Genomic DNA, 20838 nt, shown 5'->3' with positions numbered 1-20838 from the left:
TGCTGTTCCGGAGTTTCGTCCTGATCAATTTTTTAGAGGGGAAGGATTTTTACATGAAACAGGAGTCAGTACAGCAAAAAAACATCTCGATCATGTCAAGTTTTTCAGGGAGCCGCAAAGTGTATGTCGAAGGGGCGCGGCCTGACATTCAAGTGCCGATGAGAGAAATTTCGCTAAGTCCGACGACGGGTTCGTTTGGCGCCGAAGAAAATCAGCCTGTCCGCGTTTACGACACAAGCGGTCCTTATACGGACGCGAATGCGGAGGTTGATATTCTGAAGGGGCTGAAACCTTTGCGGGCGACCTGGATCAGGGAGCGCGGCGATACCGAAGAATATGAAGGCAGAGAAATCAGACCGGAGGATAACGGCTATAAAAGCAAAGAGAAAGCGAGCCACAGCTATCCAGGGTTGAAACGAAAACCGCTGCGCGCGAAAAAAGGTCAAAATGTCACCCAGCTGCATTACGCAAGAAAGGGGATCATTACGCCCGAGATGGAATTTATCGCGATCCGAGAGCACGTATCTCCCGAATTTGTTCGTGATGAAGTGGCAAGCGGACGGGCGATTATTCCGTCAAACATCAACCATCCGGAAAGCGAACCGATGATTATCGGCCGCAACTTCCACGTCAAAATCAATGCCAACATCGGCAATTCCGCTGTCACCTCTTCGATTGAAGAAGAAGTGGAAAAAATGACATGGGCCATCCGCTGGGGCGCCGATACGATGATGGACTTGTCCACAGGTAAAGATATTCATACAACGAGGGAGTGGATCATCCGCAATTGTCCAGTTCCTGTAGGAACCGTGCCGATTTATCAGGCGCTTGAAAAAGTAAACGGCGTCGCGGAAGATCTCACTTGGGAGATTTACCGCGATACATTAATCGAACAGGCTGAACAAGGCGTTGATTATTTTACGATTCATGCCGGCGTCCTTCTTCGGTATGTGCCGCTGACGGCAAAGCGCGTCACCGGAATCGTATCCCGCGGCGGGGCAATTATGGCGCAATGGTGTTTGGCTCATCATGAGGAAAGCTTTCTGTACACCCATTTTGAAGAGATTTGCGAGATTATGAAAACATACGATATCGCATTTTCGCTCGGTGACGGCCTCCGGCCCGGCTCGATTGCCGATGCGAATGATGAAGCCCAATTTGCCGAATTGGAGACGCTCGGCGAGCTGACGAAAATTGCCTGGAAGCATGATGTTCAAGTGATGATCGAAGGCCCGGGACACGTGCCGATGCATAAAATCAAAGAGAATGTCGACAAGCAGATGGAGATTTGCAAAGAGGCGCCGTTTTACACGCTCGGCCCGCTGACGACCGATATTGCACCGGGCTACGACCATATTACATCGGCGATCGGAGCGGCGATGATCGGCTGGTACGGTACGGCCATGCTTTGCTATGTGACGCCGAAGGAGCATTTGGGACTGCCGAACAAAGACGATGTCCGCGAAGGCGTCATAACATACAAAATCGCGGCCCATGCGGCTGACCTTGCAAAAGGGCACCCCGGCGCGCAAATCCGCGATGACGCGCTTTCCAAGGCGCGCTTTGAATTCCGCTGGCGGGACCAGTTCAATTTGTCGCTCGATCCGGAAAGAGCGCTTGAATACCATGACGAAACCCTTCCTGCGGAAGGCGCCAAAACAGCACACTTTTGTTCAATGTGCGGGCCTAAATTTTGCAGTATGAGGATTTCCCAGGATATTCGCGACTACGCCAAGGAAAACGACCTTGATGAAGAAAAGGCAATTCAAAAAGGATTGGAAGAGAAGGCGAAGGAATTTAAAAAAGCAGGCGGCAGCATTTACAGTTAAAGACGGGCAATACAGCAGATGAAAGGGGAACCTTTCATCTCAGCGTGTCGGCAAACCCTCGCATTCGTTGTCAGGCCTGCGCGTCGGTGCTCACGAATTCCAACATTCGCTCCGCTCCGATGCTCGGCCTTCCTAGACTGCAAGGGTTTTCAATCACGCTGAAAGGATGACAAAATCCCAAAACTAAAAGTCGTTTTGGGATTTTGTCAACAATCTGAGATGAAAGGGGAACCTTTCATCTGTTTTTTTATAATATGGGGTTGACAGGTCGGAATAATATGAATTAGTATGTTGTTTAATATTTCGGAAAATTCCATCAGCGCTGATCGGTCAACCGAAGGCTCTTATCTCAATTGGGATAAGAGTTTTTTATTTTCAGTTTAGAAAAGAAAGGGGAACAAGATGTCTTTATCAATTCGTGTGAATGAAAAAGCATTTGGAAACGGCAGCCTTAAAACAAGCGTGCTTCAAGACGTGAAACTGACGGTCGAAAACGGCGAATTTCTGACTGTCATCGGTCCAAGCGGGTGCGGGAAAAGCACGCTCTTAAAAATCGCTGCCGGTCTTGACGGGGATTATGAAGGGCGAATCAGCATGAACGGAAGAGAAATTAAGGGCCCGGGGATTCAGCAAGGCTTCATCTTTCAAGAGCATCGGCTTTTTCCATGGCTGACGGTTGAGCAAAATATCGCCGCAGATTTAAGCCTGAAAGAACCGGCGGTGCGAAAAAAAGTCGATGAATTGATTGAAACGGTGCGGCTGAAAGGCGCGGAGAAACAGTATCCGCGCGAGCTGTCCGGCGGTATGTCGCAGCGGGTCGCGATTGCCAGAGCTTTGCTCAGGGAGCCAGAAATTTTGCTGCTTGATGAACCCTTCGGCGCCTTGGACGCCTTTACGAGAAAGCATCTGCAGGATGTACTGACAGACATTTGGCGAGAAAAGAAGATGACGATGATCCTCGTGACGCACGATATTGACGAATCAGTGTATTTAGCCAACCGGGTCGCGATTCTTACCGCAAAGCCGGGGAGAATCCATAAGCTGATTCCGGTCGATCTGCCATTTCCGCGCAGCAGAACATCGCCCGTTTTTCAATCAATCAGACAAAAAGTGCTAAAAGAATTCGAGACAACGGAAACATTCAGCTTTCAGGAAGGTTCAGGGATTTGAGCAGAAAGGAGCGGAAAAACGTGAAAAAATGGCCGTTGTATATGCTGGGCTGCCTGATGCTTCTTGCGGGCTGTTCAGCAGCCCAATCAAGCGGAGGGGGCGGAGATTTAAAAGAGATCAACATCGGAGTGCAGCAAAGCTTAAGCCCGTTGCTCCTTGCGAAAGAAAAAGGCTGGTTTGAAAAAGAGTTCGCAAAAGAAGGGATTCAAGTGAAATGGACAGAGTTTCAAAGCGGTCCGCCGCAGTTTGAAGGTCTTGCCGCAGGTAAACTTGATTTTTCCCAAGTCGGAAATTCACCGGTGATCGCAGGGCAGGCGGCCGGCATTGATTTTAAAGAAATCGGTCTTTCGCAAGACGGTTTAAAGGCGAACGGCATTCTTGTGAAAAAAGGGAGCGGCATCGATGAGGTAAAAGATTTGAAAGGAAAGAAGGTGGCGGTGGCAAAAGGCAGCAGCGGGTTCGATTTTCTGTATAAAGTGATTGATAAAGCAGGTTTAGAGCCAACAGACGTCAACATCATTCAGCTTCAGCCTGACGAAGCCATGCCGGCATTTGACAGCGGCGCGATTGATGCATGGTCGATTTGGGAGCCGTTTTTGTCCCTTAAGACGATCAAAAGTGACGCGGAAATATTGGTTGACGGGGAACAAATCGACAAGTATTCCCCGGGTTTTACGCTTGTACGAAGCGAATTTGCTGAGAAGTATCCGGATGAGGTGATCCGTTTTCTGAAGGTGTATGACAAGGCTGTGAAATGGCATAAAAAACATAAGAAAGAAGCGGTTGAAGCGTACGCGAAAATTAAAAATCTTGACAAAAAGGTCGTTGAAAACGTGCTGAATAACACCGAACCGTTAAATGAACCGATCACAGACCGCATTATTGAAACGCAGCAGCAGTCTGCCGATTTTCAATACAAATTAAAAGCGATTAACAAAGAGATTGATGTAAAAGAAGTGGTTGACAATTCATTTATTAAAAAAGCGCTGAAAGGGGGAGATGACAAATGAGGGCTGTTTCATCAAGCACCCCCTCGATCCAGCCGAAAGCAGGCGCAAAACTGAGACCGGCCGCTTTTCGGCTGGCTTGGGGGAAGGGAATTGTATTACCTGTGATATTGATTTTATTATGGCAGCTTGTCGGGTCATTTGAGCTCATATCAAAAACCGTGCTTCCGGCCCCTTTAGATATACTGCTTACATGTCGGGATCTTATCGTATCAGGAGAGCTTTTCACTCATTTAGGCATCAGCATTCAGCGCGCCGCGCTCGGCTTTTGCCTGGGGGCCGGACTCGGGCTCCTGCTGGGTCTTGTGATCGGGTTTTCAAAAATCGCCGAGGATTATCTCGATCCCTCTCTGCAAATGCTGAGAACCGTTCCGCATCTCGCCGTCACGCCGCTGTTTATTTTATGGTTCGGTTTCGACGAACTGTCAAAAGTGCTCTTGATCGCGCTCGGCGCATTCTTCCCGGTATATATCAACACATTTTCAGGGATCAGGGGCGTTGATTCGAAACTGTTCGATGTGGCGAGAGTATTGGAGTTCCATTGGCTGAAGCAGGTGACAAAGCTGATTCTTCCCGCATCGCTCCCGAACATCCTCTTAGGCATCCGCCTGTCGCTCGGTGTTTCGTGGCTGGGCCTTGTTGTTGCCGAGCTGATGGGATCAAGCGCGGGAGTCGGCTATATGATTATGGATGCCAGACAGTTTTCACAAACCGATAAGGTGTTTGTCGGAATTTTGATTTTCGCAGCCGTCGGCAAGCTGACGGATTCATTCGTCAGAATTCTGGAGAAAAAGTGCCTTGGCTGGAGAAACAGCTATCAAGGTAATCAAAAGTAAAGGGGAGGATCTTTTTGGACATTTTATGGTTTATTCCTACTCATGGCGACGGACGTTATCTTGGCACAGACACGGGAGGAAGAGCCGCAGATCACACCTATTTTCAGCAGGTAGCGCAAGCGGCTGACAGGCTTGGGTATACAGGGGTTCTTCTGCCGACGGGAAGATCGTGCGAAGATCCGTGGATTACCGCCGCCGCTCTGGCGCCAGTCACGAAAAATCTGAAGTTTTTAGTCGCTGTAAGACCCGGTTTGATGCAGCCGTCGGTTGCGGCGCGGATGGCTTCCACATTCGACCGGCTTGCGGAGGGTAGACTCCTTATCAATGTGGTCGCCGGCGGGGATCCGTATGAATTAGCCGGCGACGGCCTGTTTATCAGCCATGATGAACGGTATGAAGCGACAAATGAGTTTCTCGACATCTGGCGGTCGCTTTTAAAAGGCGAGACTGTCAGCTATTCGGGGAAACACTTGAAGACCGAAAACGGCCGCTTGCTCTTTCCGCCCGCCCAACACCCTCATCCGCCGATTTATTTTGGCGGCTCGTCAAAGGCCGGGCAGGAGACTGCCGCCAAACACGCGGATGTCTATTTGACATGGGGAGAGCCGCCCCATCTCGTTAAAGAAAAAATCCAATCTGTCAAAAGACAGGCTGAAAAAGAAGGGAGAACCGTCCGTTTTGGAATCAGACTGCACGTCATCGTCAGAGAGACGGAACAAGAGGCGTGGCAGGCGGCAAATAGACTGATCAGCCACTTGGATGATGAAACGATTGCCGCAGCCCAAAACGCGATGAAACGGACGGATTCATCAGGGCAAAAGAGGATGGTTCAGCTTCATCAGGGAAACAGAACCGATCTTGAGATCAGCCCGAATCTCTGGGCGGGCATCGGACTGGTCAGAGGCGGAGCGGGGACAGCACTCGTCGGTGATCCGGAAACGGTGGCCAGCCGGATAAAAGAATATGCTGACCTCGGCATCGAATCCTTTATCTTCTCAGGTTATCCTCATCTTGAAGAAGCGTACCATTTTGCCGAAAAGGTCTTTCCGCTCCTTCCGTTTCGCCCGAAACTTCAAAGAAAGGCGTCAGGCGAAGTCATCGGAAATGACCATTTTCCGACGAGGCAAAAGGAAAGAACGATTTAAATAAAAAACTCCAGACATTCTGGAGTTTTTTATCTGTTTTTATAAAATGAAAACATATACGAAAGATGCTGAATAATGATCAGCACAAAGATGACGATGATCGGAAAATACGGGATCCTGACTTGGAAAAACGGATAAAAGATCAATAGAAGCGCTGCGACTGGCATCGCCATATACAGCACGATATAAGATGTTCTGCATGCTTTTGCGGTAATCATCTGTTCTCTTTCATCCTGTTCTTTAAATTCGTCAGGGACGAGCATAAAGCGCTGCTTGCGTGAACCGCTTTTTTTCTCCAAGTATGTGTAAATCGAAAGCACGAGCCCAAAGAGAAGGATGGGAATCAGATTAAAAACAAAATGGAGCTCTGAAGCATTTGTTTTCAGGCTTTTGGCGATTTGTTCCGATGTGTGAAAAAAGGTTATAAACGTCCAGCATGCGAGTCCGAACAGAAGGATGTGAAAGAAAGTTCGTGTTATCATATTCATTCGTGTTTGCCTCCCTCTAACCAAAATACGTCTTCCATTTTTAATTGAAATTCCTTGCAAATTTTCAAAGCCAAAAGAAGCGACGGGATGTAATTGCCTTTTTCAATGGCTGCAACTGTCTGCCTTGTAACCCCGATCGCATTTGCAAGGGCTTCCTGTGAATACCCGTACCTTGCTCTCAATTCTCTAACCCTGTTGTTCATCCTACCACCTGCAATTCTTCGTTTATATAGTATATTTGACATATTGTTAAATGGGTTTGACATAATGTTAACTTGATTTTACAATACAATCAACATCTTTTGATCTAGGATCGGCAGGTTATTAACTGTAACATTTAAATTTATACATAAAATTAACAGAAATGGAATAGGTAAAATAGAATCATCTCGCTTTTTGAAAAAGGGGACTTTGAGAGTATTTTAGGATTTGGATTTCAGGATAAAGAGGGTCTCATTAACCGGTTCTTTTTTCTTAACATCCTTGAAAGACACCAGATTTATAAAAAGAAAAAATGAGAGAGAAAGAAGGAGGGGAAATAAGACAAAAAGATTATAAAGACATCATAAAGGGGAAATGGGGCTTTCATCTTTTCTGCCAAGCCGAAAAGCGTGGGCCATTAGGTTGAAAAACCGAGAGATCCTTAAATAAATAGTTGGAACGTAGTGTTTATGAAATAGGAAAATTCATAGATTTCAGTATGATTTTGGATATGTTACTCTTTGGTTACTTGATAGAAAGGAGGGGGAAAAATGACATACGCAGCACCTCAGGTTGACTATTCTGTCAATCCGTCGATCGAAGATCAGGCTTGGTTCTTGGTGTTTGTTGCAGTGCTTTTGGCACTTGGCGCAACTGTTGTTCTTGGCGCCGCTGTATGGTGTGTAGTTAACGGAAACGGCAGCTTCACAGGATCCGTCCAATGGGTCAGCGGTTTGAAAGTCAACATTGAATGTAGGAAATAGCCATACTTAAAGTATCTGTTCACAACAAGAGACATATTTGATGAGGCTTAACCGTCTGTGGGGGACGGTTAAGCTCTTCCTGACATTAATCATACCCTGGAGGCATTATGTTTATTATAGATAACCTATCTAAAACATATAAAAACAATGTGACTGCCGTTAGCGGGTTTCAAATAAAGATTGAAAAAAATCAGATTGTCGCGATAGCGGGTCCGAACGGTTCAGGAAAGACGTCGATCATTAATTCCATTTTAGGAATCATTACGCCTGGCGAAGGAACCATTCTTTTGGATGACCTGCCGAACACGACGGCGGAATTCAAGCAAAAGCTGGCGTATGTTCCCGATGAACTGCTTTTGCCTGATGCCCTTTCAGCTGCCGAATATTTGGATTTTGTTTCTTCTATGTATAATTGTACATCAAATGAAAAGCGGAGACAATTAATTGAGCTTTTCGATATGAAAGAGGCTTTGCAGGAGCCGATTGAAACGTACTCACACGGAATGAAAAAAAAGACGCAGCTGATCGCTGCTTTTATGCTGGAGAGCGAATTTGTCATTATGGATGAGCCGTTTCGCGGGCTCGATATAGAAGCGGTCATCAATACGAAAAAGCTGATGAAGCGCTATGCGGCCACACAAGGGTCGATACTGCTTGCGACTCATGACATGCTTTCTGCGGAAGAATTGTGCGATAAAATTGCGATTATTTCCAAAGGCGTCAAGATGGATGAAGGAAAAGTCAAAGAATTAAAGGCTAAATACAACAGTAATTCGCTTGAAGAAGTGTTCTTGAAAGCTTCGATGCTGAGTGATAGGGGTGCGCATTTTGATCAAATCATTCGAAATTTCTAAAATGATGCTGAAAATGTGGCAGAAGGAAATGGGCAAGCTCTTAAATACCGGCACCAAAAAAATGATCGCCGCTCTTTTTTTAATTTTGGCGGTTGCGATGGGGAGCATCATTGGCTACAGCTTTACGGGAATGTTTTTAAGCGCTTTTCTGAATGGAGACATTCGCTCACTCGGGTTGTTCGTGATTTCAATGTTCATGAACGTCTCGATTTTTACGTTTGTTTTCTTCATTTTATTTAAAGTAAGGACGCCTGAACAGAACAGCTTCTCCATGCAGCTGAGCTGGTTCCCGCTGACGGCTTTCGAGAGGAGTCTCGGATATTTTATTCCGTTTGCCGGTGCGGTTTCATTCCTTGTCCTGTTTATCATGTCTATTCTGCTGATTCCGAATTTTGTCGCCAGCGGTGTAGGCTTTTGGTTTGCTTTTACGTTTTTTGCCCTGCTTTTTGTGCAGATCATTTTTTTCTTTTCGCTTCTCAACCTTGTTTATAACCTGGTGTATATGGTGATCTTGAAATTCGGTTTTCCGCTGCAAAAATTTTTTTCAATGTTTGTTCTTGTCGTATTAGCTGTTATTTACGGATTCACCTCTTTTGATATGGGGAAGATTCAGAACGCTTATTCAACCTTTGATTATAATCTGACGTATTTTGCAGCGCCGCTGTTTCTCGTGCTGAACGGTCAGTCGGCAGGCGCCGGAATCATACTGGTGGTGCTGATCTTGGCAGCCGCAGTAACTGCTTCGTTTATGTCGCTGAATGTTGTGCCGATCCTCACTGAAAAAAAATCATCCAAACTGTTTTCATTTATTAAAATCCCGTCGTCAAAACCGCTGTCTTTGGCGGTGAAAGAAATAAAATCACAGGCCAGAAATGAAGAAAATATTTTAAACTTCATTTTTTTACTTTTGGCTCTATGCTTTTTAAAATACAAATTTCAGTTCGGATTTACCGGGGAGAGCTATTTGGTGCTTGGAGGCTTGACAGGCATCATCGCCTTCAATTCATATGGGAATGATCTGCGGATGATGCAGGTGTACAAGGCGATGCACTTGAAAATCACAACGGTTTTGTGGTCAAAGTATCTCGGGCTGTGTGCGCTTGGTCTCATTCAACTCTGCTTGTTTTCCGTGTTGACGTGGACTTTTCCGGAGAGCTTTGCGGTCTTTGTCAAGACGATTGCCGTGCTGTTAAACGCGATTGCGATGTTCTATTTAGCAGGCATTATTTTTCCGCTTGACCGCAACAACCCTTATATGGGGATCTTCTCTTTCGGAATGCTCCTCATCTTTATGATCCCGCTGTTTTTCATCGTGAATTATGCGGTCGATAAAGTCACGGGCGAAGCGCTGCTGTTTTTCATACCGTGTCTCGAATTACTGCTGAGCCTGCTGTTATACGGAGGGTTTAAATGGAGGTACCATTATGATCATTAGGATGTTGAAAGCACTGGTCGGAATCAAAAAAATCCCCTATTTTCCAGAGCATGTGAAGCTGGATCGGAAGCATATTTCAGATCGCGATCTCGATGCGGATTTTCCCATCAATCCGACAGCCTATCAAATGCTGAAAGAAGTTGACGGAAAAAAAGACGAACTGGAGATAGCCGGGGATCTTGCCGGCGTCTTTCGCGTCAGTGAAGAGGTGTTGCTAAAGGATTTGCACCAATTGCTGACAGGGCTCAACCGCAATTATTTAATCAATTGGAAGTATGGCGAACGCCCGTCTTTCCTCGGTTTTCTCTATCAGTTTTTCGGCCAGTACCATATTCGCTACAAGGAAAGGTTCTCAAGCGATTCTGATTCATTTCTGTTTTTGTACATGAAATTTCTTCATGTGATTTCTAAAAAAATCATTGTTTTCTGGCTCGTCTTTTTGCTGTTGTCGCTTTCGGCTTACATTTTCGTTCCGGACGGTTCAATCATCAGCATCGCCGCATATTTTTCCGTCATCTATTTCGGGTTGATCACCGGCACAGCGCTTCATGAAGTGGTGCACGGCATCGCGCACCGGAAATTTGTCGGGAAAAACGGGCCTCAAGGGTTTTTAGCGGCTGATATGATGTCCGTCAAATTTATCAGGCCTGTCATATCGCCGTATGATAAAAAGTCGATTTGGATTACGGCGTTGGGGCCGCTTATACCAGGGGTGCTCGGAATAGCCGGCGTGCTGTTTACGATCTTTTTTCTTCAGGAAAACGCGGTCTCGGTCGGCATGCTTCTGTTCTTTTCCACTTATGCTCTGCATATGATGTATCTGCTTCCGTTTATGGGTGACGGAAAGTCGATTATGAAACAGTTGATGATCAGAGGAATTGGAGGTAAATCATCATGAATACAAACTCTTTAAAGCAGGGGCTGATCTTTGCCAGTTTCTCAAGCTTTCTCGCATTTCCGATGCTTGCGGCTGCGCTTTTGTTTTATCATCTTTTTTCAAATCAAACGAGCAACGATATCCTGTTTAACAGTTTGTCGTTTGTCATGGAGAGCGAATCGGCTTTTTCATTCCAGGTGAAGCCAAACTTTTTCTTCATTATGATCGGGCTGTTTATCGGCATTTTTATGATAACGGCCGCGATTTCATCAATTTATCAGAAAAAAAAGGGTGAATCTTAAAAGCTTGCTTGTTGAGGCAGGCTTTTTTTATTTGCATCGGCAGACGGGTTGTGATAAATTTAAATCGTAATTATTACGTTTTATAAAGAGGAGGATACTCAGAGTGGCCAAGAAATCAAAAATTGCTAAAGAAAAAAAGCGTCAAAAGCTTGTTGAACAATATGCGGAACTCAGAAAAGAACTAAAAGAAAAAGGCGATTACAGAGCTTTGAGCAAGCTTCCGCGCGACTCGGCTCCATCAAGGCTGCATAACCGCTGCGAAGTGACCGGAAGGCCGAGAGGGTATATGAGAAAGTTTAAAATGTCGCGGATCGCGTTCAGAGAGTTAGCATATAAAGGCCAGGTTCCAGGTGTGAAGAAATCCAGCTGGTAATCTGTCAATGTCCGGAAAAAAGTTGCCGATGTTCATATCGGCGGCTTTTTTTCGACAAATTTTTAATATACCCTTGACGAAATTTTAATAAACGTGTAACATAATAAAAGTCAAAACGATGATGTTGTTTTTAGAGATCATATGCGGGTGTAGTTTAGTGGTAAAACCTCAGCCTTCCAAGCTGATGTCGTGGGTTCGATTCCCATCACCCGCTCCATACATACTGTTTATAACGCAGTGTTTCGTTTCTCAGATTAAACGAAGCATTGCGTTTTTTCATGTATGAAATCATCGTAAAAAACCTGCTCTCTTTAAAGAACAGGTTTTTAAGGAAAGACGGCTGAGATGTGTTTGCCGCAGTGAATTTGTTCGAACATTTTTGTCAAAGACTCGAGCAGGCGGCGGGATTCTTCTATAGATAATGAAGGCCTGAAAAAGACGAGCTGCAAGGCATCTTTTGTTTCCGTTTCTGCATGATGAAGGCTGATGTTTTCGGTGATCGTACCGAATGTTCCAGCATCATCGGAGAATGTGATGATCTCGCCCGGACTTCCGGGTTCGATTTTGATCGGACCGTTTAATTTCCGGGCATCATATATATGAACCGGTATCAAATATTTGAGAGAGAAAAAACGGCTCAGATCAACCGCTGAATTTTCCGGCTCGGCAAAGCGCTGTTCTTTGATGTCTTCCAGCATCCGTTCGAGTCCGCTTTCCCGGCCTGAAAAAGACGGGTTCAGCTCCCGGAAGGCATCATGCCATTCTTTTACGGCCGATTCATCTTCGGGACTTCGATCGGCATAGTCGAAAAACAGGGATTCCTGAAAAAGGCGGAGCCGGCCTTTGAGCATTTGCGGGGAGCCGGTGATCTCAATTCCTTGATATAACACAGCGCCAACCTTAAATGAAGGAATGCGGTTTAAAATAGCAGGCGCGATTTGCAAACGAAGTTCCAATTTAAATTCATCTCCCGTGTCATGGTACACTCTATTATACAGAGAGCGAAAACGAAAACAAAGAAAGGAGGCTCTGCACGATGGATGTGAAAAAACTGAAACAGGATGTCATCGAATTCGCACAGGAAATCGGCATCGATAAAATCCGGTTCGCCAGTGCAGATACATTTGAAACCTTAAAAGAACGATTGATTGAGAACCGGGCCCTTGGCTATGAATCAGGCTTTGAAGAACCCGATCTTGAAAAGCGAACGAACCCGGATCTGCTTTTGCCGAAGGCGAAATCGATCATCGCCATCGCCCTTGCTTACCCTTCAAAAATGAAAGATGCGCCGAGAAGCAAGAAAGGCGAACGGAGGGGCATCTTTTGCAGAGCTTCCTGGGGAAAGGATTATCATCATGTCCTGCGGGAAAAGCTTGATCAGCTGGAAGAATTTTTGAAAGCGCAGCGCAGCGATGTCAGAACGAAATCGATGGTTGACACCGGTGAGCTGTCGGACAGAGCTGTTGCAGAGCGCGCGGGCATCGGCTGGAGCGGAAAGAACTGCATGATCATTACGCCTGAATTCGGGTCTTACGTTTACTTGGCGGAAATGATTACGAATATTCCGTTCGAGCCTGATGAGAGAATCGAAGATCAATGCGGCTCATGCAACAAATGTATCGAGGCATGCCCGACCGGTGCGCTCGTCAACCCCGGGCAGCTCAACTCCCAGCGCTGCATCGCTTTTCAGACGCAGACAAAAGGTTTTCTGCCCGACGAGTTCCGTACGAAAATCGGAAACAGGATCTACGGCTGTGATACGTGCCAGATGGTATGCCCGAAAAATAAAGGGGTCGATTTTCATCTGCATCCTGAAATGGAGCCGGACCCTGAGATTGCCAAGCCGCTGTTAAAACCGCTTCTGACGATGTCGAATCGCGAATTTAAAGAAAAATTCGGCCACGTGGCCGGCTCATGGAGAGGCAAAAAGCCGATTCAGAGAAATGCGATTATCGCACTTGCCCATTTTAAAGAAACGGACGCTCTCCCTGAACTGATTGAGCTGATGCACAAAGATCCGCGGCCGGTCATCAGGGGAACCGCCGCATGGGCGGTCGGAAAGATCGGCGGAGCGGATGTGATGGGTGAATTGGAGCGCGCGCTCGCGCACGAGCAGGATGAAGAAGCAATAGCTGAAATCCAAAAAGGCATCGGTCTTTTAAAAGAAACGAGTGCGACTAATTGAGGGCTGTCCTGACATATGTTTAATGATGAGAAATGAATTAACAAACATATGGTGGTGTAGCCCTTGAAACAGATCATCGAGCAGCTCCTGAAAGCCAGACTTCATTACTTAATCAACGGCAATGATGAAACAAACTGGCGGGATGCCGGGGGTTTTGAAGTCATTGAACGGAAGCGGAGGCTTTTTCAAAAACGCGGCGTGCAGATCGTGAAGGCCAATATGAAAGCAGCTGTAAAAGAGCTTTGGCTTGATGAAGACGGCGCGTCACATGTGAACTATCAAACCCATACCGCATACTTATGCAAAGACGGGGATGATATGTATATGGAAGAACATATGGAAGACAGAAACGCCCTTTTGTACGATCAGATGGTCATCACAGACTCCGAGACCCCGCGTCCGGCCGCACAGTCTTATCCAGAGCCTGAAAGCGGCAATGATGATATGCGCGAATTGCTGGGAAGGGCGTTCCGCTATGACCGGCTGGCCGCGGTGCGCTATGCGGAAACGTATTGGAATAAACGAAATCCCGCTTACAAAAACTTTGAAGACAATTGCACAAACTTTATTTCCCAGTGCATAAGGGCCGGAGATGCGCCGATGCGCGGCTATCCGAACAGAGGCAAAGGCTGGTGGATGCAAAACCATTCCTGGAGTTACAGCTGGACTGTCGCTCATTCGCTCAGAACCTTTTTGAAGCAGTCAAAAGCCGGCCTTCGAGCGGTTCAAAAGCGGGCCGCGAAAGAGCTGATCGAAGGCGATGTCATCTGCTATGATTTTAACGGAGACGGAAGATTTGACCACGTGGCTCTTGTGACGGCAAAGGATAAAAGCAATATGCCGCTGGTGAACGCGCAAACGCACGACTGTCGGATGAGGTACTGGTCTTACGAGGATTCGCCTGCTTATACTTCATCGATTCGATATGCGTTTTTTCATATATCAGATGATACGACAAAATCGTAATGAGTGGTATAATAAACAGCGGATCAGAAAAACAGAGGTGAATACTTTTGGCATTGCATGTCGTACTATATCAACCAGAAATTCCTGCAAACACAGGAAATATCGCACGGACTTGTGCAGCAACAGATACAACGCTTCATTTAATCAGACCGCTCGGCTTTTCAACCGACGATAAAATGCTCAAGCGGGCAGGTCTTGATTATTGGGAATTTGTCAATGTCGTCTACCACGACTCATTGGATGAATTGTTTAATGCTCATCCTGACGGCCGTTTTTTCTTCATTACAAAATTCGGTCAAAAACCGCACACTTCATTTGATTATTCAGATCAAAACGAAGATTACTTCTTTGTCTTCGGCAGAGAGACGAACGGCTTGCCGAAAGAGCTGATCGAACAAAACATGGATCGCTGTCTGCGCCTGCCGATGACAGAGCATGTCAGATCACTGAACTTATCAAATACTGCAGCAATTCTCGTGTATGAGGCGCTTCGCCAGCAGAATTACAGAGATTTGACTTAAGCTTCATCAGGGAAAGAGCCCCTTTTAACAGGGGATTTCTTTTTTTGCTTTATAATGTAACAGTGTTATGTTACAATGTGTGTAAAGGAGCTGAAACAGATGGTTCAGGATGATTTAATTTCAAAAAAAGAGCTGCTGGATTTGACTTCGATCTCGTATGGGCAGCTCTACAGATGGAAACGGAAAAATTTAATACCGGAAGAGTGGTTTATCCGGAAATCGACGTTCACCGGACAAGAAACGTTTTTTCCGAAGGAAGACATTTTAAAAAGAATCGAAACCATTCAAAGCATGAAAGAAAATCTTTCCCTTGATGAAATGGCGGAAATGTTTACGCCCGGTCTGACCGAACTTAGCGCGAGCCGCGGAGAGCTGCTTGAAAAAGAAATCGTTTCACAAGCGGTTATGACGTTTTTTGAAGAATGCACCGGAAAGCGCGATGATCCATTTAATCTGACAGAAGCGCTTGCGGCTTACGTGCTGGAAGGCCTGCTCCAATCCGGCGACATCAGCCTGGATGAAGGAAAAATGGTGCTGGATGTCATCATGTCGCACGAGGCGGAAAACAAAGGGAGGCTGATTGTGCTACGGAAACTCGGCGTTGCAACATGTCTGATTACCGAGGGCAGCATCGTGTTGGAAAAAGGAGTCAAGGTCGCCGCTGACATTAATCTCGCGGCGAGCAGCGAAGAATTGAAAACAAAATTCATGTAAATGGAGGATCAAAGATGGAGAATTTATTGATAAACGGATTTGGCAGTTCAGGCGGAGGCACGTATCAAACGGTTGAATTAAACGGCAAAGGAACGATTAACGGCGATATTGACTGCGAAAGGTTCAGCTGCAGCGGCACCGGGACTGTAAACGGAGACGTGAAAGCGGATGAGCTGAGAATCAGCGGCCACGCCAAACTAAACGGCGCAATTGCAGCTTCCAAGGTTAGAATCGACGGTTCTGCAAAGGTGGATGGCGATGTCGAAGCAGAACAGCTTAAAGTCTTAGGCTATGCCGGCATTAGCGGACATGTGAAAGGCGACGAAGCAATCGTTCGCGGAAAAACGTCAATCGGCAAAGACTGCGAAGTGGAACATTTTTCTGCGGAAGGATATTTTACAATCGACGGGCTTTTAAACGCGGAACAAATCGACATTAAGGTTCACGGCGGTGAAAGTAAAGTGAAAGAAATCGGCTGCCGGCGGATCGTCTGCACTGCACATCAATCGAAGCTGTTCTCGTTTTTAACGCCGCTTATTTCTCCTCCGAGACTGTCTGCCGAGCTGATTGAAGGGGATCAAATTGAACTCGCCAATACGGTCGCGAAAGTTGTCCGGGGCAATTCGGTTATCATCGGCGAAAATTGCGATATCGGCCTGATTGAGTATAAAGAAGATATCCAGGTGGCGGAAACGGCAAAAGTCGGAGAGAAAAGGAAAATATAGCGGAGGGATAGGACATGAAGAAACACGACTTGAAAATACACGGCTCCGGAAATGCCGGAGGCGGATCATTCCATCATGTTCTTATCAGAGGTGAAGGAACGATCACAGGAAACATTGAATGTGAAAAATTCAGTACACACGGCACAAGCGAATTGTCAGGCGATGCGACAATCAAAAGCTTTAGTGTACACGGGGAAACAGAGATCCGGGGGAGGCTGAAAGCTGACAAAGCCAGAGTGTACGGGACGGCGGATGTTTCTGAGGACGCCAACATCAGCGATGCAGCCGTAAAAGGCATTATCAATATCGGGGGTAATATGGCGGCTGAAACGTGCGATGTCAAAGGCGCGCTGAACGTAAGAGGCGATTGTGAGGCAGAGGATTTTACACTGACGGGCAGCCTGGATGTAAAGGGTCTGCTGAACGCCGGCGCGATTGACATCGGCTTAAAGTTCGGAAACAGTTCGATTGGCGATATCGGCGGCACGCATATTAAGGTCGTCAAAAAACGCGGGCTCTTGTTTAATAGAAACGGAGGTTTTCTCTCGGCAGGGACAATTGAAGGAGACGATATTTACCTGGAAAACACGGAGGCCCGCATGGTCAGGGGAAACCGCGTGCATATAGGGCCCGGATGCAAGATTGAGAAAGTTGAATACAAAAGCAGCTACCGGGTATCTCCTAAGTCTGAAGTGAATGAAGATCAACAGGAATAAAACAGTGTTATGTTACGAAAAAAGGATGGCTTCAAAAGTGAGCCATCCTTTTTCTTTTGAATGTTATTTGCCGGGTTTGCTTTCGTATCCGGCAGTAAAAATGGATACGAGGAACGCGAGGATGACCCCCATCATGATCAACGTTCTCATTAAAATCCCTCCTCATCCTTATTCCCTTGTTGTCATCTGCACCGATGCGGTCAGCCGTACCGCAGGAGCACTTGCGGACGGAACTTTTCTGCTTTTATTATGAATGGTTTGCTCCGTCCTTGTCAATTCGGGGAAAGTGCATTTCATTTTTCTTAGAAAAGCATCTAAAGGGACATCTCCGCATAGAGTGAATGTAACAGTGATTCACTTGGCACCTTGCATTTATCATCAAATAGGAGGTTCTTATGGATATATTGAAAAAGATTGAACAGTATAGAGAGGGAGAGCAGCGTCTGAAATGGGAAGGAACCTTCGCTGAATATTTGGAAATCGTAAAAGAAAATCCGACTGTCGCGCAATCTGCTCATTCCCGCGTTTACAATATGATTAAAGACAGCGGCATTGAAGAGAAAGACGGCAAAAAAGTATACAGCTTCTTTGACAAAGAGCTGTTTGGTCTTGAAGAGCCATTGGAACGCCTTGTTGAAGAATACTTTCATCCGGCCGCGAAGCGCCTTGATGTCAGAAAACGAATCCTGCTTTTGATGGGGCCTGTCAGCGGGGGAAAGTCGACTTTGGTCACCATGCTGAAAAGGGGGCTTGAAGCATACTCTCTTACAGATGAAGGGGCTGTCTACGCGATTCAGGGCTGCCCAATGCACGAAGATCCGCTTCATCTAATTCCCCAGCATCTGCGGGACGATTTTTACAATGAATACGGCATCCGCATTCAAGGCAACCTGTCCCCGTTGAACATGATGAGGCTGGAACAGGAATACGGAGGAAGAATAGAAGACGTGAAGGTTGAAAGAATCTTTTTTTCAGAGGATAAACGGACGGGGATCGGCACGTTCAGTCCGTCGGACCCTAAATCGCAGGATATCGCCGATCTGACGGGAAGCATTGATTTTTCGACGATTGCCGAATACGGATCGGAATCCGATCCGCGCGCATACCGGTTCGACGGAGAATTAAACAAAGCGAACAGAGGAATGATGGAATTTCAGGAGATGCTGAAATGCGATGAAAAATTCCTCTGGCATCTTTTATCGCTTACACAGGAAGGGAATTTCAAAGCGGGCCGGTTCGCGCTCATCTCAGCGGATGAATTGGTCGTAGCCCACACGAATGAAACCGAATACCGTTCATTTATATCCAATAAGAAAAACGAAGCGCTCCATTCGCGGATTATCGTCATGCCGATTCCATATAATTTAAAAGTATCAGAAGAAGAAAGAATTTATGAAAAAATGATCGCTGAAAGCGATGTGTCTGATGTTCATATTGCGCCGCACACGCTAAAAGTAGCCGCGATGTTTTCGATTTTGACGAGGCTGAAAGAGCCGAAGCGGTCAGACATTGATCTCGTCAAAAAAATGAGGCTGTATGACGGAGAGAGTGTTGAAGGCTACAATTCAGTCGATGTCGAGGATTTGAAAAAAGAATACACTGACGAAGGAATGAGCGGAATCGATCCGCGCTATGTCATCAACCGGATCTCGTCGACGATCATCCGCAAAAACATGGAATCGATCAATGCGCTCGATGTCCTCCGTTCTTTAAAAGAAGGGCTTAGCCAGCATCCGTCGATTTCGGCAGAAGACCGCGAGCGTTATTTGAACTTTATTTCCGCCGCCAGAAAAGAATACGACGAAATGGCGAAGAAAGAAGTCCAAAAAGCGTTTGTATACTCTTATGAGGAATCTGCGAAAACGCTGATGGACAATTATCTTGATAATGTCGAAGCGTACTGCAATAAAATTAAGCTTCGCGATCCGCTGACGGGAGAAGAGATGAACCCGGATGAAAAGCTGATGAGGTCAATCGAAGAACAAATCGGCATTTCCGAAAATGCGAAAAAAGCATTCCGCGAAGAAATTCTTATTCGTATTTCTGCCTATGCAAGAAAAGGGAAACGGTTTGACTATAATTCGCATGAGCGGCTCAGAGAAGCCATTCAGAAAAAGCTGTTCGCAGACTTGAAAGATGTCGTCAAAATCACGACATCGACAAAAACGCCGGACGAACAGCAGCTCAAGAAAATCAACGAGGTCGTCGCCCGTCTCATTGATGAGCACGGCTACAACTCGACAAGTGCAAACGAACTCTTAAAATATGTAGGAAGCTTATTAAACCGGTAACTTGAAGACCCGTCCGGAGAAGGGCGGGTCGTTTTGTCCCATTTTCAAAATTATTTGTCAAAAGTTATTTATACCTGCATAAGATAACAATAACCATTTTTAGACTTGCATCCGCAGGGCTATAAACCGAAGCCATTTAAGGGGATTATAAATAAGGAGGGGAACTCATGTCCCATAAAGACAATGGCCATTTTATTATTTCTCAGGAAGACTGGTCCCTCCACCGAAAAGGGTATGATGACCAACAGCGTCACCAGAAAAAGGTGCAGGACGCGATCAAAAACAATCTGCCTGACCTGATTACAGAAGAAAGCATTATTATGTCCAACGGCAAAGATGTTGTCAAAATTCCGATTCGATCGTTAGATGAGTATAAAATCCGCTATAACTATGATAAAAATAAACATGCCGGCCAGGGAGACGGCGACAGCGAGGTCGGAGATATCGTCGCAAGGGACGGTTCTGATAAACGGGGCGCCGGCAAAGGCCAGGGAGCGGGCGATCAGGCCGGCGAAGATTATTATGAAGCGGAAGTTTCGCTCATCGATTTGGAAGAGGCGCTCTTCAGCGAAATGGAACTGCCGAATTTAGAACAGAAAGAACGGGATGATATCGTTGTCGAAGATATTGAGTTCAACGATATCCGCAAAACGGGTTTGACCGGCAATATCGATAAGAAAAGAACGATGCTCAGCGCTTTTAAGCGAAATGCAATGACGGGAAAACCTTCATTTTATCCGATCTACCCCGAAGACTTAAAATTTAAAACGTGGAATGACTCCGTAAAGCCGGAATCAAAAGCCGTTGTGCTCGCAATGATGGATACGAGCGGATCGATGGGTGTTTGGGAAAAATATATGGCGCGAAGCTTTTTCTTTTGGATGACACGTTTTTTACGGACAAAGTATGAAACGGTCGATATTGAGTTTATCGCCCATCATACTGAAGCCAAAGTGGTATCAGAAGAAGATTTCTTTTCGAAAGGGGAAAGCGGGGGCACGATTTGTTCATCTGTATACCGCAAATCCCTAGAACTGATTGAAGACAAATACCATCCGACACGCTATAACATTTATCCGTTTCATTTTTCGGACGGCGATAATCTGACATCCGACAATGCGCGGTGCGTCAAGCTTGTCGGAGAGATTATGGAAAAAGCGAATATATTTTGCTATGGCGAAGTCAACCAGTACAACAGACATTCAACGTTAATGTCAGCCTACAAAAATATTAAAAACGAAAAATTCAAGTATTATGTGCTGAAACAGAAAGCCGATGTTTTTCAGGCTCTGAAGAGCTTTTTCAGCAATGAAGAACGGCATCAATATACATGAAAAAACGCGAACGAAACCTCCACTGCCGGAGGTTTTTTGTTTGGAAAATATTTAAATCAAAATTTTAAGTGCAAGGTTATTGACATTCTTTATTACTTTAACTAA

At 45.9% G+C, this 20838-nt stretch carries 22 protein-coding genes and 1 tRNA gene; 20 read left to right on the top strand and 3 right to left on the bottom strand.

Translation table 11 applies throughout. From position 1 onward, the window contains the following. The first annotated feature begins 53 nt into the window (after positions 1 to 53). The 5 genes from thiC to ssuD all read left to right on the top strand — a co-directional run bounded on the left by thiC (position 54) and on the right by ssuD (position 5987). The gene (thiC, locus tag ACVC9U_RS14420) at positions 54 to 1829 is read left to right on the top strand and encodes a phosphomethylpyrimidine synthase ThiC (protein ID WP_441391201.1); all 1776 of its coding nucleotides are present in this window, start codon (positions 54 to 56) and stop codon (positions 1827 to 1829) included. A 402-nt stretch (positions 1830 to 2231) separates the two neighbouring features. Continuing rightward, the gene (locus ACVC9U_RS14415; RefSeq protein ID WP_165426463.1) at positions 2232 to 2999 is read left to right on the top strand and encodes an ABC transporter ATP-binding protein; all 768 of its coding nucleotides are present in this window, start codon (positions 2232 to 2234) and stop codon (positions 2997 to 2999) included. Positions 3000 to 3019: 20 nt separating this feature from the next. Continuing rightward, positions 3020 to 4009 (top strand): aliphatic sulfonate ABC transporter substrate-binding protein, encoded by a 990-nt coding sequence (locus ACVC9U_RS14410; RefSeq protein ID WP_441391200.1) that lies wholly within the window; start codon positions 3020 to 3022, stop codon positions 4007 to 4009. Then, entirely contained in the window at positions 4006 to 4842 is an 837-nt protein-coding gene (locus ACVC9U_RS14405) for an ABC transporter permease (protein WP_165426465.1), read from the top strand. Before ACVC9U_RS14410 ends, ACVC9U_RS14405 begins: the two co-directional genes overlap by 4 nt. A gap of 14 nt (positions 4843 to 4856) precedes the next feature. After that, positions 4857 to 5987, top strand: a complete 1131-nt coding sequence (gene ssuD / locus ACVC9U_RS14400) for an FMNH2-dependent alkanesulfonate monooxygenase (RefSeq protein ID WP_441391199.1) — start codon at positions 4857 to 4859, stop codon at positions 5985 to 5987. Positions 5988 to 6016: 29 nt separating this feature from the next. On the opposite strand, the gene ACVC9U_RS14395 is transcribed toward ssuD, so the two are convergent. Both ACVC9U_RS14395 and ACVC9U_RS14390 read right to left on the bottom strand, forming a co-directional pair. Continuing rightward, positions 6017 to 6475 (bottom strand): hypothetical protein, encoded by a 459-nt coding sequence (locus tag ACVC9U_RS14395; protein ID WP_441391198.1) that lies wholly within the window; start codon positions 6473 to 6475, stop codon positions 6017 to 6019. Continuing rightward, positions 6472 to 6678 (bottom strand): helix-turn-helix transcriptional regulator, encoded by a 207-nt coding sequence (locus tag ACVC9U_RS14390; RefSeq protein WP_441391197.1) that lies wholly within the window; start codon positions 6676 to 6678, stop codon positions 6472 to 6474. Before ACVC9U_RS14390 ends, ACVC9U_RS14395 begins: the two co-directional genes overlap by 4 nt. Positions 6679 to 7227: 549 nt before the next feature. Between ACVC9U_RS14390 and ACVC9U_RS14385 the strand changes: the two genes are divergently transcribed. From ACVC9U_RS14385 to ACVC9U_RS14355, 7 genes are all read left to right on the top strand, one after another. Further along, entirely contained in the window at positions 7228 to 7440 is a 213-nt protein-coding gene (locus ACVC9U_RS14385) for a hypothetical protein (protein WP_020450662.1), read from the top strand. A gap of 107 nt (positions 7441 to 7547) precedes the next feature. Next, positions 7548 to 8294: an ABC transporter ATP-binding protein gene (locus ACVC9U_RS14380; protein WP_165426467.1), complete on the top strand. Its 747-nt coding sequence runs from the start codon at positions 7548 to 7550 to the stop codon at positions 8292 to 8294. After that, positions 8260 to 9729, top strand: a complete 1470-nt coding sequence (locus tag ACVC9U_RS14375; RefSeq protein ID WP_441391196.1) for a hypothetical protein — start codon at positions 8260 to 8262, stop codon at positions 9727 to 9729. Before ACVC9U_RS14380 ends, ACVC9U_RS14375 begins: the two co-directional genes overlap by 35 nt. Beyond that, complete coding sequence (locus tag ACVC9U_RS14370) at positions 9719 to 10627, top strand: PqqD family protein (protein ID WP_065643534.1); 909 nt, start codon at positions 9719 to 9721, stop codon at positions 10625 to 10627. The genes ACVC9U_RS14375 and ACVC9U_RS14370 overlap by 11 nt, the downstream gene beginning before the upstream one ends. Further along, complete coding sequence (locus tag ACVC9U_RS14365; RefSeq protein WP_065643533.1) at positions 10624 to 10908, top strand: hypothetical protein; 285 nt, start codon at positions 10624 to 10626, stop codon at positions 10906 to 10908. The genes ACVC9U_RS14370 and ACVC9U_RS14365 overlap by 4 nt, the downstream gene beginning before the upstream one ends. A gap of 103 nt (positions 10909 to 11011) precedes the next feature. After that, positions 11012 to 11281 (top strand): 30S ribosomal protein S14, encoded by a 270-nt coding sequence (gene rpsN / locus ACVC9U_RS14360; protein ID WP_023856470.1) that lies wholly within the window; start codon positions 11012 to 11014, stop codon positions 11279 to 11281. A 143-nt stretch (positions 11282 to 11424) separates the two neighbouring features. Then, positions 11425 to 11498: transfer RNA gene (locus tag ACVC9U_RS14355), tRNA-Gly, on the top strand. Positions 11499 to 11607: 109 nt separating this feature from the next. Here the strand turns inward: ACVC9U_RS14355 and ACVC9U_RS14350 are convergent. Then, on the bottom strand, positions 11608 to 12237 hold the full coding sequence (locus ACVC9U_RS14350; RefSeq protein ID WP_441391195.1) for a hypothetical protein: 630 nt from the start codon (positions 12235 to 12237) through the stop codon (positions 11608 to 11610). 80 nt (positions 12238 to 12317) lie between these two features. Here ACVC9U_RS14350 and queG point away from each other — a divergent pair, with 80 nt between their 5' ends. The 8 genes from queG to yhbH all read left to right on the top strand — a co-directional run bounded on the left by queG (position 12318) and on the right by yhbH (position 20733). After that, positions 12318 to 13466: a tRNA epoxyqueuosine(34) reductase QueG gene (queG, locus tag ACVC9U_RS14345; protein ID WP_075755404.1), complete on the top strand. Its 1149-nt coding sequence runs from the start codon at positions 12318 to 12320 to the stop codon at positions 13464 to 13466. 63 nt (positions 13467 to 13529) lie between these two features. Next, positions 13530 to 14432: an amidase domain-containing protein gene (locus tag ACVC9U_RS14340; protein WP_075755406.1), complete on the top strand. Its 903-nt coding sequence runs from the start codon at positions 13530 to 13532 to the stop codon at positions 14430 to 14432. Positions 14433 to 14479: 47 nt separating this feature from the next. Beyond that, on the top strand, positions 14480 to 14953 hold the full coding sequence (trmL, locus tag ACVC9U_RS14335) for a tRNA (uridine(34)/cytosine(34)/5-carboxymethylaminomethyluridine(34)-2'-O)-methyltransferase TrmL (RefSeq protein ID WP_059231801.1): 474 nt from the start codon (positions 14480 to 14482) through the stop codon (positions 14951 to 14953). A gap of 99 nt (positions 14954 to 15052) precedes the next feature. Further along, positions 15053 to 15667, top strand: coding sequence for a YhbD family protein (locus tag ACVC9U_RS14330; protein ID WP_441391194.1), 615 nt, complete (start codon positions 15053 to 15055; stop codon positions 15665 to 15667). A 14-nt stretch (positions 15668 to 15681) separates the two neighbouring features. Further along, complete coding sequence (locus ACVC9U_RS14325) at positions 15682 to 16392, top strand: polymer-forming cytoskeletal protein (RefSeq protein ID WP_075755410.1); 711 nt, start codon at positions 15682 to 15684, stop codon at positions 16390 to 16392. Positions 16393 to 16406: 14 nt separating this feature from the next. Next, the gene (locus tag ACVC9U_RS14320) at positions 16407 to 17108 is read left to right on the top strand and encodes a hypothetical protein (protein WP_075755412.1); all 702 of its coding nucleotides are present in this window, start codon (positions 16407 to 16409) and stop codon (positions 17106 to 17108) included. Positions 17109 to 17503: 395 nt separating this feature from the next. Continuing rightward, positions 17504 to 19399 (top strand): serine/threonine protein kinase PrkA, encoded by a 1896-nt coding sequence (gene prkA / locus ACVC9U_RS14315; protein WP_441391193.1) that lies wholly within the window; start codon positions 17504 to 17506, stop codon positions 19397 to 19399. A gap of 167 nt (positions 19400 to 19566) precedes the next feature. Next, positions 19567 to 20733 carry a sporulation protein YhbH gene (gene yhbH / locus ACVC9U_RS14310; protein ID WP_020450675.1) on the top strand — a complete coding sequence of 389 codons (1167 nt, stop codon included), beginning with the start codon at positions 19567 to 19569 and terminating at the stop codon, positions 20731 to 20733. Positions 20734 to 20838: the final 105 nt, after the last annotated feature.

It is taken from the genome of Bacillus sp. GM2, assembly GCF_056155945.1.
Note: the sequence above shows the minus strand (reverse complement) of the source record. Positions and strands in the feature narration are given on the sequence as shown.